General features: G+C 62.8%; 11 protein-coding genes. 4 read left to right on the top strand and 7 right to left on the bottom strand.

The genetic code is table 11. The features are described 5' to 3' along the window. Positions 1-55: 55 nt before the first annotated feature. The 4 genes from C5L14_RS02820 to C5L14_RS02805 all read right to left on the bottom strand — a co-directional run bounded on the left by C5L14_RS02820 (position 56) and on the right by C5L14_RS02805 (position 3934). Positions 56-1096, bottom strand: coding sequence for a quaternary amine ABC transporter ATP-binding protein (locus C5L14_RS02820; RefSeq protein ID WP_105860482.1), 1041 nt, complete (start codon positions 1094-1096; stop codon positions 56-58). Further along, positions 1089-1976 carry an ABC transporter permease gene (locus C5L14_RS02815; RefSeq protein WP_105860481.1) on the bottom strand — a complete coding sequence of 296 codons (888 nt, stop codon included), beginning with the start codon at positions 1974-1976 and terminating at the stop codon, positions 1089-1091. The genes C5L14_RS02820 and C5L14_RS02815 overlap by 8 nt, the downstream gene beginning before the upstream one ends. 91 nt (positions 1977-2067) lie before the next feature. Continuing rightward, positions 2068-3069, bottom strand: coding sequence for an ABC transporter substrate-binding protein (locus C5L14_RS02810; RefSeq protein WP_105860674.1), 1002 nt, complete (start codon positions 3067-3069; stop codon positions 2068-2070). A 70-nt stretch (positions 3070-3139) separates the two neighbouring features. Continuing rightward, positions 3140-3934: a pyrroline-5-carboxylate reductase family protein gene (locus C5L14_RS02805; RefSeq protein ID WP_105860480.1), complete on the bottom strand. Its 795-nt coding sequence runs from the start codon at positions 3932-3934 to the stop codon at positions 3140-3142. Between the two features lie 238 nt (positions 3935-4172). Between C5L14_RS02805 and C5L14_RS02800 the strand changes: the two genes are divergently transcribed. Together C5L14_RS02800 and C5L14_RS02795 are read left to right on the top strand one after the other, a co-directional pair. Beyond that, a complete protein-coding gene (locus C5L14_RS02800; RefSeq protein WP_105860479.1) occupies positions 4173-6209 on the top strand; it encodes an NADH:flavin oxidoreductase in 2037 nt (678 codons plus the stop codon). A 14-nt stretch (positions 6210-6223) separates the two neighbouring features. Next, positions 6224-6826, top strand: coding sequence for a dimethylsulfoniopropionate lyase (locus C5L14_RS02795; RefSeq protein ID WP_105860478.1), 603 nt, complete (start codon positions 6224-6226; stop codon positions 6824-6826). Positions 6827-6857: 31 nt separating this feature from the next. Here C5L14_RS02795 and C5L14_RS02790 read toward each other — a convergent pair whose 3' ends face one another. The 3 genes from C5L14_RS02790 to C5L14_RS02780 all read right to left on the bottom strand — a co-directional run bounded on the left by C5L14_RS02790 (position 6858) and on the right by C5L14_RS02780 (position 10187). Further along, positions 6858-7484, bottom strand: coding sequence for a TetR/AcrR family transcriptional regulator (locus C5L14_RS02790; RefSeq protein WP_105860477.1), 627 nt, complete (start codon positions 7482-7484; stop codon positions 6858-6860). A gap of 380 nt (positions 7485-7864) precedes the next feature. After that, entirely contained in the window at positions 7865-8944 is a 1080-nt protein-coding gene (locus tag C5L14_RS02785) for a hybrid-cluster NAD(P)-dependent oxidoreductase (protein WP_105860476.1), read from the bottom strand. Then, on the bottom strand, positions 8934-10187 hold the full coding sequence (locus C5L14_RS02780) for an aromatic ring-hydroxylating oxygenase subunit alpha (RefSeq protein ID WP_105860475.1): 1254 nt from the start codon (positions 10185-10187) through the stop codon (positions 8934-8936). The genes C5L14_RS02785 and C5L14_RS02780 overlap by 11 nt, the downstream gene beginning before the upstream one ends. 154 nt (positions 10188-10341) lie before the next feature. Here C5L14_RS02780 and C5L14_RS02775 point away from each other — a divergent pair, with 154 nt between their 5' ends. Both C5L14_RS02775 and C5L14_RS02770 read left to right on the top strand, forming a co-directional pair. Then, positions 10342-11259, top strand: a complete 918-nt coding sequence (locus C5L14_RS02775) for a LysR substrate-binding domain-containing protein (RefSeq protein WP_105860474.1) — start codon at positions 10342-10344, stop codon at positions 11257-11259. 239 nt (positions 11260-11498) lie between these two features. Then, entirely contained in the window at positions 11499-11972 is a 474-nt protein-coding gene (locus C5L14_RS02770) for a VOC family protein (RefSeq protein ID WP_105860673.1), read from the top strand. Positions 11973-12038: the final 66 nt, after the last annotated feature.

Below are 12038 nucleotides of genomic sequence, written 5' to 3'. Positions count from 1 at the left end.
CGAGGGGCTGTGGCTTGGCCCGGCCCCTCGGATTGCTTGCCTTCGCTGCCGCCCGTCAGTGCGAAGGCACGACGGCGGCCGCGAGCTGCCTGAGATTCACCACGCCGATGGGCTTGCCCGCCGGGTCGAGCACGGCGACGTCGTCATGCGGCTGGTGGGCGAGCAGCCGGATGGCGCCTTCCAGGGTGGAGCCCGACGATACCGTCATGCCGTTCGTCTCATAACCCTCGGCGAGGGGGGACATGATCGCGTCCACCTGGATGACGCGACCGCGATTCACTTCCTTGACGAAGTTCTCGATGTAGTCGTCGGCGGGATTGAGCACGATATCCTGGCTCGTGCCCTGCTGGATCACCTCGCCGTCGCGCAGGATGGCGATGCGGTCGCCCAGCCGCAGCGCTTCGTCGAGGTCATGCGTGATGAACACGATCGTCTTCTTGATCTCCTGCTGCAGGTCGAGCAGCACGGATTGCATGTCCATGCGGATGAGGGGATCGAGTGCGGAAAAGGCCTCGTCCATCAGCAGGATCGGGGCGTCGTTGGTCAGTGCGCGGGCAAGGCCGACGCGCTGCTGCATGCCACCCGACAGCTGGTTGGGATAGTGCGCCTCGAAGCCGCTGAGGCCGACCCGCCCGATCCAGCGCATCGCTTCCTCAACCTGCCGGGCGCGCGGCACGCCCTGTATTTCGAGGCCGTAAACCGTGTTCTCCAGGATGGTCCGGTGCGGCAGCAGCGCGAACTTCTGGAAGACCATGGCCGTCTTGTGGCGGCGGAACTCGCGCAATTCGCGCTGGTTCATCTTGACGACGTCCTCACCGCCCACCAGCACCTCGCCGTCCGTCGGATCGACGAGGCGGTTGATGTGCCGGATGAGCGTGGACTTGCCAGAGCCGGAGAGGCCCATGATCACCTGGATGCCGCCGGCCGGCATGCTGATGTTGATGTTGCGCAAGCCGAGGATATGACGATGCCGTTCGTTGAGCTCGGCCTTGGTCGCGCCCTGCCGAACGAGCTCAACCATCGCCTTGGCATTCGGGCCGAAGATCTTGGAAAGGTTACGGATCTCGATGCCGTACTGGTTCGTGCCCTCAGCCATGAACCGTCTCCCGGTGCTTCTGAAGGCGCCGGCCATAGGCCTGGCTGACCCGGTCGAAGATGACGGCGATGCCAACGATCGCGAGGCCGTTGAAGATGCCAAGGGTGAAATACTGGTTGGCAATGGCCTTCAGCACCGGCTGGCCCAGCCCCTGGACGCCGATCATCGAGGCGACGACCACCATGGCGAGCGCCATCATGATCGTCTGGTTGATGCCGGCCATGATGGTGGGCAAGGCGAGGGGGAGCTGGACGTTCTTGAGTTTCTGCCAGCCGGACGATCCGAAGGCATCGGCCGCTTCGAGAACGTCCTTGTCGACCAGGCGGATGCCGAGGTTGGTAAGGCGGATGATGGGCGGGATGGCATAGATGACCACGGCGATCAGGCCGGGCACGCGGCCGATCCCCAGCAGCATGACCACCGGGATGAGGTAGACGAAGCTCGGCATGGTCTGCATCACGTCGAGCAGGGGATTGACCGTTCTCTGCAGCCGGTCATTGAGAGACATCAGAATTCCAATGGGAATGCCGATCACGATGGAAAGCACGGTTGCCACGAAGATCATCGAGATCGTGCGCATGGTGTCGTCCCACATGCCGAAATAGCCGATCGCCATGAGGGTCACGAGGCAGGCGAGCACCACCTTCCAGCTCCGGCTGGCGAACCAGGCGATGGCCAGGATGATCAGGGTGATGATCGGCCACGGCGTCTGCGTCATGAAGCGTTCGGCCTGCATCAGGAAATACTGAAGCGGCGAGAAGAAGCTCTCGATGGCATCGCCATAGGTACGGGTGAAAGTGCGAAATCCCTCGTCGATGGCCTTTTTCAGATCGCGAAGGCTGTCATCGTTCATATGCGGAAATTTGTAGAACCACTCCATCGGATGACCCCTCTTTGCCGCCACGGCGCCCTGTTGTTTTTGCTATGGGCGTCACGAAGGCGGCGCGCCCGAAGCGCGCCGCCTCTTGTTGTCAGAGCGCGGCCTTGATCTTCTCGGCGGCCGCCGGCGAGACCCATTGCGTCCAGATGTCGGGATTTTCCTTCAGGAAGTGCTTGGCGCCGTCCTCGCCATTGGCCTGGTTGTCGGTCATCCAGGCCATCACCTTGTTGACGGTCTCGTTGTGCCAGGCGCGCTTCTTCAGATAGTCCATGACCTCGGGAGCGACGCGTTCGGAGAACTTCTTGGAGACCAGCGTGTAGACCTTGTCGGGAACCCAGGCATTGGGCTTGGGATCGGCGCAATCGGCCACAGTGTTGCAGCGCTTCCACTCCGCTTCGTCGCGGGGATAGCCGGGATCGAGGCGGACCATTTCGTATTTGCCGAGCAGGGCGGTCGGCGCCCAGTAATAGCCCAACCAGCCTTTCTTGCGCTCATAGGCCTTGGCGATCGAGCCGTCGAGGCCGGCCGCCGAACCGGTGTCGACCAGCCTGAAGCCGGCCTTCTCGGCATTGATCGCTTTATAGAGCTGCGCCGTCACCACGGTGCCGCCCCAACCTTGCGGGCCGTTGAAGATGGCACCCTTGCTGGAGTCCTCGGGATCGGGGAAGAGCTCGGGATGCTTGAGGGCATCGCCGATCGTCTTGATGTCCGGGTGGGCATCGGCGAGGTATTTGGGAATCCACCAGCCCTGCACGCCGCCGTCAGGCAGCGAGGTCGCAGCCGTCACCAGCTTGCCCTCGTCCATGCCGCGCTTGACCACGTCCGGCAGGAGATCGATCCAGGCCTCCGGCGCGATGTCGGGCTCTCCCTTCTCGGCCATGGAGGTGATCGTCGGCACGGTGTCGCCCACCGTGATCTCGGCGGCGCAGCCATAGCCGTTGTTGAGGATGAACTTGTCGATGTTGGACAGCACCTCGGCGCTCTGCCAGTTCATGCTGGCAACGGACACCGAACCGCACTCGGCTGCCTGAGCCAGAGACGTCGGCCCGGCCAGGCCAAGGGCAAGGCAACTCGTCAACAATAGTTTCTTCACGGTCATTTCCCTCTGCTTCAGGCGGCTTTGTCAGGCTGTCGGTGCGCCGCCGTCACCGTGCCCCTTGCAGCTAGGCCGAAAGGCCCATGCTGATGGATTTGTGGAAGGCTGCGGCGAGGCCTGCGCCAACCGCTTCGTCGAAGCCGTTGGCGCGCATCGCCCCGATGGCGGCGGCGGTGGTGCCTCGGTAGTCGAGAAAGACCTCGACGGTGTTTGCCGGGTCATCGCCGTTCTTCTCGAACAAGCGTCCGGTGCCGACGAGAAGATGGGTGACAGCCTGCCGGGCCACTTCGGCGTCGATGCCGTGCGCCGTGGCGTGGCGCATCATCGCCGTCGCCAGCAGCGCCGGAAAGGCGGGTCCCGAACCGGCAAGGCCGGTCAGGTAGTCCAGCTCGCGCTCGCTCTCGAGCTGGGCGCTCGTGCCGCAGGCCTCGAAGATCCGGCCGACGAGCCGGCGCTCCTCGGCCGATAGGGCGGGGGTGGCGATCCAGGGAGTGAAGGAGGCCCGCACTTCGGCAGCGGCGTTGGGCAGCGCGCGTACAACGCGCTCGGAGCCGAGACCGGCGATCAACCGTTCCAGGCCAATGCCGGCCATCACGGAGATGACGAGCTTGCCTGCAGCCCGGACGCCCAGCGCCGGCCAGTCCGCGGGGCGCACGCTGACGATGAGGAGATCGACGCTGTCGGCAAGATCCTGATTGTCTCGGGTCCAGCGCGCGGCGGGAAAGCGCGTGGGCTCGCCGCTGCGCAGGGACAGGACCAAATGCTCGGGCGAGACAATGCCGGCATCCAGCAGGGCTTGGACGATGGCGCCGCCAAGCCAGCCATTCGCGCCGATCACGCCGATTTTCAGGGATCCGCTCATCGTGAATTGCTCATGTGATCAAGCCGGCAACCATGCTTGGCGATGAAGCGACCGCAAACTTCCCGCCGGAAAGCGCCGTCGTCCATGGACGGGAGCCATGCTGCCATAGTCCCTCGTTTAGAAGCAATAAAAATGTACACCATTGTCAAAAAACATGACGAGACCGTTAGAGGTCGATTGACACATATGTACATTCTGCCTAGCCTTTTGATGCACATGCAATGCTGGACCCCGAGCCATGTCGAACGATCCCCTGCTGCAGCCCTTTCAGCTCAAGCATCTCAAGCTCCGCAACCGCATCATCGTGACCTCCCATGAGCCGGCCTATCCGGAGGACGGCATGCCGAAGGAGCGCTATCGGGCCTATCACGTGGAGCGGGCCAAGGGCGGGGTCGCCATGACCATGACGGCCGGATCCGCGGCCATTTCGAAGGACAGCCCGCCGGTCTTCAACAATCTGCTCGCCTACAGGGACGAGATCGTGCCCTGGCTCAAGGACCTGACCGACGCCGTCCACGAGCATGGCGCGGCGGTGATGATCCAGCTCACGCATCTTGGCCGCCGCACGCGCTGGGACAAGGGAGATTGGCTGCCGGTGGTGGCGCCTTCCCACCACAGGGAAGCTTCCCACCGCGCCTTTCCCAAGAAACTGGAAGACTGGGACATCGAGCGCATCATCAAGGATTTCGCCGATGCGGCCGAGCGCATGAAGGCCGGCGGCATGGACGGCATCGAGTTGGAAGCCTATGGCCATCTGATCGACCAGTTCTGGTCGCCGCTCACCAACGAGCTGGACGGCCCCTATGGCGGATCGCTCGAAAACCGCCTGCGCTTCGGCTTCGACGTGCTGAAGGCCATCCGCGAGCGTGTCGGGCCCGACTTCATTGTCGGCGTGCGTTACACGGCCGACGAGCAGCTCAAGGGCGGCACGACCAGGGAAGACGGCCTGGAGATCTCACGCCGCCTCAAGGAGAGCGGCCTGATCGATTTTCTCAATGTCATCCGCGGGCATATCGACACCGATGCCGGGCTGACCGACGTCATCCCGATCCAGGGCATGGCGAACTCGCCGCACCTGGATTTCGCGGGTGAAATCCGAGCCGCCACGCAGTTTCCCACCTTTCACGCCGCCAAGATTCCGGATGTCGCCACGGCGCGTCACGCCATCGCCGCCGGCAAGGTCGACATGATCGGGATGACCCGCGCCCACATGACGGACCCGCACCTGGTACGCAAGATCATCGAAAAGCGCGAGGACGACATCCGTCCCTGCGTGGGCGCCAATTACTGCCTCGACCGTATCTATCAGGGCGGGGCGGCCTATTGCATTCACAATCCGGCCACCGGCCGTGAGTTGACCATGCCGCATATCCTGCAACCGGCTGAGGTTCGCAAGACAGTGGCCATCATCGGCGCTGGCCCGGCGGGCCTGGAGGCGGCGCGCGTCGCTGGCGAGCGGGGGCACCGGGTTGTCGTCTTCGAGGCTGCCGGCAAGCCGGGCGGGCAGGTCAGGCTCACCGCCCAGAGCCCGCGGCGCAAGGAAATGATCAGCATTATCGACTGGCGCATGGGCCAGTGCGAGAAGCTGGGCGTGACCTTCCATTTCAACACCTGGGCGGATACCGGCAGCATCGAGGCCGAGAAGCCCGACGTGGTGATCGTCGCCACCGGCGGCCTGCCACATACCGAGGTGCTGTCCACCGGCAATGAGCTCGTCGTCTCCGCCTGGGATATCATTTCCGGCGACGTCAAACCCGGCTCCAACGTGCTCATCTTCGACGATGCCGGAGACCATGCCGGGTTGCAGGCGGCCGAGATCCTGGCGCAGGCCGGTGCGAAGGTCGAGATCATGACGCCGGACCGTTCCTTCGCGCCGGAGGTGATGGCGATGAACCTCGTGCCCTATATGCGCGCGCTGCAGAAACTGGATGTCGCCTTCACCGTCACCTACCGCCTCCATGCCGTCGAGAAAGCCGGCAACCAGCTGGTCGCCCATATCGGCAGCGACTATGGCGGTATCATGAGGCAGCGCAGCTTCGACCAGATTGTCGTCAATCACGGCACGATTCCGCTCGACGACCTCTATTTCGAATTGAAGCCGTCCTCGAGCAATCTCGGGGAGATGTCCTACGACCAGCTGATCGCCGGCCAGCCCCAATCCGTCGTCCGCAACGGGGAGGGCAAGTTTCAGCTCTTCCGCATCGGCGACGCGGTTGCCGCTCGCAATACCCATGCGGCCATCTATGATGGCCTCAGGCTGGCCAAGGATCTTTGATCGCGAGGCTCTCGATGACGCAGCGAAGCACGACCCTTCAGAATTTCGTCGACGCAGCCCGGGAGGCTTTCGGTCAATTCGCGCAGGACCCGGATGCACGTCGATCCATCGGCGAGATCTTCACGGCGCTGGAAGAGGCGAAGAAGGCAAGATCGGGCGCCGGCGTTCGCCTGCCGGCGTGCGGGCATCTCGATCAGGCCCTTCGGATCGATACGGGACATGCCACGCTCGCTCGGCTGCTTGATAGCTTCAAGGCGGTGGAGCCATTCCTGCAATGGCGCCGGCGCCCGAACAATGATGGCACGGCCAGCGCCAATTTCGCGGACGGGCATGCCAATGCGATGCTTCTAGGCCCCGGGGGCCTGGAGGAGCGCGGTGACGTCTGGCTCGGCGTGTCGCTGATGGCGCCGAAGGTGCGCTATCCCGATCACGACCATGCCCCCGAAGAGGTCTATCTGGTGCTGTCCGACGGCGAGTTCCGCCAGGGGGAGGGGGACTGGTTTGCGCCCGGGGTGGGCGGCTCGTTCTACAACAAGCCCGGCATCAGGCATGCGATGCGCTCGCTCGAAACGCCGCTATTCGCCTTCTGGGCGTTGCGGGCGGATACACAGCCCTGAGGAAGCTTCGCCGATCAGGCCGGGAGACAGCCTACCCCTTGAAGCCGTGCCTGGCGTGGAAGCGATCGAGCTCGCGCTGTTCGGGCCTCACGCCCGTGAAGATCTCGACATATTCGGGAATGCGCTTCATGCGAAGGGCGACGTCTTCCTGCGTCTGCATCGAGATATAGCCGATCTGGGTGAGATAGGTCGTCCGCGCCCGCACATCGGCGGTGATGGCGGTATAGCCGAAGCGCGTGAACATCTGCGCAAGGGCGTCGAGGCGGATCTGATCGGCGGTTCTCACTTCGGTGAGGATCTCCGGCGATTCCAGAGCCCAGCTGCGCACGGCGAATTCGAACTGGGCATCGAACAGCGTTTTGTCGATCCAGCAATCATTGACGTTGAGCATCGCTTCGGCGATCGATTCGGCATAGGCCTGGGCCTGCTTGACCAGATTGCCGGTGTTCTTGTCGCGCCAGCGCGCGATCAGGGCACCGAGAAGTTCCTCCCGGTCCTTGAAGAACCAATAGAAGCTGGTGCGGGACAGGCCGAGTTTCTTGGCCAGGGGCAGGATCTTGACCGTGCTGACCCCGGATTCGAGCAGAAGCTCATAGGCAGCTTCCAGCCAGACCTCGGCCGAGCCTCGCCAGCCCGTTTCTCCCAAAACCTGCTCCATGAAGCGCCCTCCATCAAACGGCAAATCGGCGATCGAGCGAAATGCACATGGATGTCGAGCATAGTGTCAATCATGTCGATTTAGTAGACATAATTGTACAGGTGCTGATCCGCCTTTCCCATGCTTCTGAATGGGAAGGAGATCAACCAATATACCAACTTGGATCGGAAATGCTTCTGGGATCGCAGGCATCCCTGTCTATAAGCACTGACTCTGCGGTCAAGGGCGCAGATAGCGCGAAGGGTCGATCTCCAGATCGACTATCTTGAAAATGTCGAGCGTGAGGACAAGGGTGGTCGATCTGAAGATCGACCCTCCACCCTATGTTAGCTCTTATCGACGGGAATGCCTGCCATCCCGGAGGTGCGTGCCGGCAAGGCTTATCTGTCGATCACCAGGTCGCTCAGCGGTTTGGAACAGCAGGGCAGGAAGAAGCCCGCATCGACCTCGCGCTGGCGTATGCCGCCATTGTGCTGCATGTCGACGCTGCCGCTGACGAGTTTGGACTTGCAGGTGCCGCAAAGGCCATTGGCGCAGGACGAGGGAAGGCGAACGCCTGCCTTCTTCGCCGACGACAGCACCGTCTGCTCGCCGGCAACCTCGATGGTGCGTGACTGTTTGGCAAACTCGACCTTGAAGAGTTTTGCTTGTGGCAGGACTTCGGCAGACGGTTCCTCGACGCCGACACCGTCGAAGCTCTCCTCGAAATAATTGTGAGCCGGGCTGCCCAATTCGGCACTGAAGGAGCGGACGGCCCGCATGAAAGGCGCTGGGCCGCAGCACATGATGACGCGCTCGGCGAGATCCGGGATGGCCAGCGACAGGAACGCCTTGGATAGCCGCCCGGTCAATCCCGGCCAGGATGGCTCCCCGGTGACCTCTTCGGGAAGCAGGATCAGCCGCAGGCCCTTCAATCGGTTCGCCAGCACGCCAAGCTCGTCGCGGAAGACGAGATCGCGAGGAGTCCTCGCGGCATGGACGAAGACCACGTCCGCGGCCTGCGCCGAATCGGCGATGTCCCGGACGATCGACATCAGCGGCGTGATGCCCGAGCCGCCCGACAGCAAGGCAAGCTTGGCCGGCATGGCCGCGGGGCGGACGAAGGCGCCGAGCGGCCCCAAGGCCTTGACCATCATTCCGGGAACCAGATTGTCGTGCAGCCAGTTCGAGACGCGGCCGCCTTCCGTTCGCTTCACCGTGACGGTGATGGCCTTCCGCCTCGCCGGCGAGGAAGACATGCTGTAGCAGCGGCTTTCCGGCAGGCCATCGATCTCCAGTTCCAGCGACAAATGCTGGCCCGCCTCGAAATCGAAGGTCTTGCCGTCAGGCGACAGGAAGGTGAAGCTCTTCACGTCATGCGTTTCGTCATGGACGTCGACGCAAAGGAGCTGGTCGAATGCTTCAGCATGCGGGGCAGGGGTGTTGCCGGCACCTGTCTGCAGCGCGCTGTCAGTAGCCATTGGCGCGCATCCGGTCGATGTACCAGGTGGCGAAATTGTCGAGCTGGCCCTCGGTGAAGGGGGAGTACGGGCCGGGCTCATAGGCCGGGTCGAGGACACCCGAATAGGACCGCGCGACCAGTTGCGCGTCCTGTTCGTTGGTGGCGATCCACACGCTGGTGAGCTTGTCGAGATCGTAGTCGCGACCCTCGACGGCATCCTTATGCACCAGCCATTTCGTGCGCACGAGGGTTTCGTCGGCGCTGAGAGGGATGATCATCGTGCACACGGCATGGTCGCCCATGAAATGATGCCAGCAATTGTGGCCCCATAGATGGACGTCGCCGAGATCCTTGCGCGTCATCGAGCCGAGCAGCTTGGACGAGGCGGCGGTGGCGTCCGGTGTCTGGGACTCGCCGGCTCCCGCGATGATGAGGCGCTGGGTCCGGAAATTGGTGGCGCAGTCGACGAGTTGCTCGACGGCCGCCGAAGGAAATCCCTCAGCCTCCCAGGCCTTGGTGCGCGCCTCGTAGAGGGCCTGATGCCGCTCGGCCTCCTCCCGGTCCTCGGGGCTCAGGCTGGCCGGATCGAAGCCGAAATCCAGATCGATGAAGGAGACGCAGAGCTCGGGATGGTTCGACGAGCAGTGGTAGCATTCCCGATTGTTCTCGATGGTGAGCTTCCAATTGCCTTTCTCGATGATCTCGCTCTGGAAGGCGACCTTGCTGTTGGCAATGTCGTAGGGCGCCAGGCGTTCCCGCATCACGGTCTCGAGCGTGCCGATGTCTTCGGGGGGATTGTCCGACAGGCAGACATAGATCAGCCCGCCGATCGAGCGGAAATGGACCGGCTTGAGGCTCTTGCAGGTCTTGTCGAAGCCCGTGCCCATATGCGGGGCATAGGCGAGTTCGCCGGAGAGTTCGTAGGTCCACTGATGATAGGGGCAAACGAGCTTGGAGACGATGGAGGTACCGCTGTCCAGCAGGCGGGCGCCGCGATGGCGGCAGACATTGTGCAGCACCCGGATCTGGTTGTCGTCGTCACGCAGCAGGATGATGCTCGAACTGCCGAGATCGATCACATGGGCGTCGCCCGGCTCGGGAACGTCGCATTCCAGTCCGACATAGATCCAGTGCCGGCGAAAGAACACGTCGAGATCCGCCTTGAAGACGTCCTCGCGGGTGTAGAGGCCGGCAGGGAGGGCATGGCCCGGCATGCGCTGGTCCAGCAGAGGCGAGATCGCAGATGAGAATGAATTGAGCATGAGTTTTCATCACCAGATTCGGCTTCATATTGCGCGCATGAAACCGCCCTCTCAACGGCACAAATGTTTACGTCTGCCATAACTCAATGTAATGCTTATCTCCTATTGTCGCCGAGTTGGCGTTGCCGTCTGAAGGCGGGAGTTCCCCGGGGCCATGACCAATCTGCGGCGAAAGCTTCCCCCGCTCACAGCGCTCACTGTCTTCGAGGCGGTGGCGCGCCTGGGCGGCTTCACCAGGGCGGCCGCGGAACTGGGCGTCACCCAGGCAGCGATCAGCCGCCAGATTCATCTCCTGGAGGAAACGTTCGGCTTTCCCCTGTTCCGGCGCCTGCATCGACGGGTCGAATTGACGGAGAAGGGCAAGCAGCTTTCGTCCACGGCCACGACGGCCTTCAACCTCATCGCCGAGACGATTTCGGAGTGGTCGAGGGAGGAGGCGGAGGAGGATCTGGCCATTGCGGCGACGATTGCCTTCTCCCATTTCTGGCTTCTCCCCCGGATCTCCTCGTTTTCGAAGGCACACCCCACTATCAGGTTGCGCATCATCACGCAGGACAATGCGGTCAAGGTCGATGGCGAGGACGTCGATCTCGCCATTCGCTTCGGAACCGGTATCTGGCCGGATGGGGACGCCGAATTTCTCTTTCACGACGAGATCTTTCCCATCTGCAGCGCCGATTACGCGCAGGAGATCGGTGAGATCGAGCATCTTGCCCAGCTCACGCGCCATCCCCTGATCACCAATGACACGGCCGATCCCACCTGGACCGATTGGGCGGAGTGGTTTGCGGCATTCTCCGTCCCGATGCCGAGCAAGAGCTCGGGCATGCATTGCAGCTTCTATACCGAGGCTATCTATGCCGCCTTGAACGGCCACGGCATCGCACTCGGCTGGCGCCGGCTGGTCGAGGACCTGCTCACCCAGAACCGGCTGGTCAGGCTCACCAGGCAAGCCATCGTCACGCAAAACGCCTATTTCTTCATTGCGCCCCGGCGCAAGGCAAGGAAGAAGGCCGTCGACCTGCTGATAGACTGGCTGAAGCGCGAAGCCAGCATTCCCGATCCTTCCTGACGTTACTCTGCCGAGCCGCGGCGTGAGGTCAGGTCCTATGACTGGCGTCGACTGTCTTCTCGGCCCAGCCGGTGGAAGCGATGCGTCCGATTGACTTTTCGGGCCTTGCCGTCGGAACGTTGAGCGGAAGGAATGCATTCTATGCTCAGGGCGCGGTGCCCAAGCTGGCTGCAGACCGCCCCGAATCCATGAAAAGCCGGGGCGCGGCGGCTTCGAACGCGAAAGGACAGGCAATGGCGATTGCGAAGAACACGATCTGCGTGTGGTACGACAAGGACGCGGAGGCCGCGGCCCGCTTCTATGCCGAGACCTTTCCGGACAGCAAGGTGCATGCCGTCCACCGCGCGCCCGGCGACTATCCGTCCGGTAAGGAGGGCGATGTGCTGACGGTCGAATTCACCGTCGCCGGCATCCCTTGTCTCGGCCTGAATGGCGGGCCCGCATTCAAGCACAGCGAGGCCTTTTCCTTCCAGATCGCCACGGACGATCAGGAGGAGACGGATCGCTACTGGAATGCCATCGTCGGCAATGGCGGCCAGGAAAGCGCCTGCGGCTGGTGCAAGGACAAATGGGGCATTTCCTGGCAGATCACGCCCCGCGTGTTGACCGAGGCGATAGCTGCCGGCGGCGCCGAAGCAAAACGCGCCTTCGAAGCGATGATGAAGATGAGAAAGATCGACGTCGCGGCGATCGAGGCGGCTCGTCGAGGCTGACGAGCTGCCCCTCTCAGGGCGTTTCTGGAAGACATCCGCCGATAATTCGACGCGCGGCGCCCTCAT

It is taken from the genome of Labrys okinawensis, assembly GCF_002982075.1.
Classification (GTDB): Bacteria; Pseudomonadota; Alphaproteobacteria; order Rhizobiales; family Labraceae; genus Labrys; species Labrys okinawensis_A.
Note: the sequence above shows the minus strand (reverse complement) of the source record. Positions and strands in the feature narration are given on the sequence as shown.

What these genes read in the sequence shown, in the direction of transcription:
- C5L14_RS02820 (WP_105860482.1), bottom strand. Translation starts at nt 1,096, where the DNA reads ATGGCTGAGGGCACGAACCAGTACGGCATCGAGATCCGTAACCTTTCC.
- C5L14_RS02815 (WP_105860481.1), bottom strand. Translation starts at nt 1,976, where the DNA reads ATGGAGTGGTTCTACAAATTTCCGCATATGAACGATGACAGCCTTCGC.
- C5L14_RS02805 (WP_105860480.1), bottom strand. Translation starts at nt 3,934, where the DNA reads ATGAGCGGATCCCTGAAAATCGGCGTGATCGGCGCGAATGGCTGGCTT.
- C5L14_RS02800 (WP_105860479.1), top strand. Translation starts at nt 4,173, where the DNA reads ATGTCGAACGATCCCCTGCTGCAGCCCTTTCAGCTCAAGCATCTCAAG.
- C5L14_RS02795 (WP_105860478.1), top strand. Translation starts at nt 6,224, where the DNA reads ATGACGCAGCGAAGCACGACCCTTCAGAATTTCGTCGACGCAGCCCGG.
- C5L14_RS02790 (WP_105860477.1), bottom strand. Translation starts at nt 7,484, where the DNA reads ATGGAGCAGGTTTTGGGAGAAACGGGCTGGCGAGGCTCGGCCGAGGTC.
- C5L14_RS02785 (WP_105860476.1), bottom strand. Translation starts at nt 8,944, where the DNA reads ATGGCTACTGACAGCGCGCTGCAGACAGGTGCCGGCAACACCCCTGCC.
- C5L14_RS02780 (WP_105860475.1), bottom strand. Translation starts at nt 10,187, where the DNA reads ATGCTCAATTCATTCTCATCTGCGATCTCGCCTCTGCTGGACCAGCGC.
- C5L14_RS02775 (WP_105860474.1), top strand. Translation starts at nt 10,342, where the DNA reads ATGACCAATCTGCGGCGAAAGCTTCCCCCGCTCACAGCGCTCACTGTC.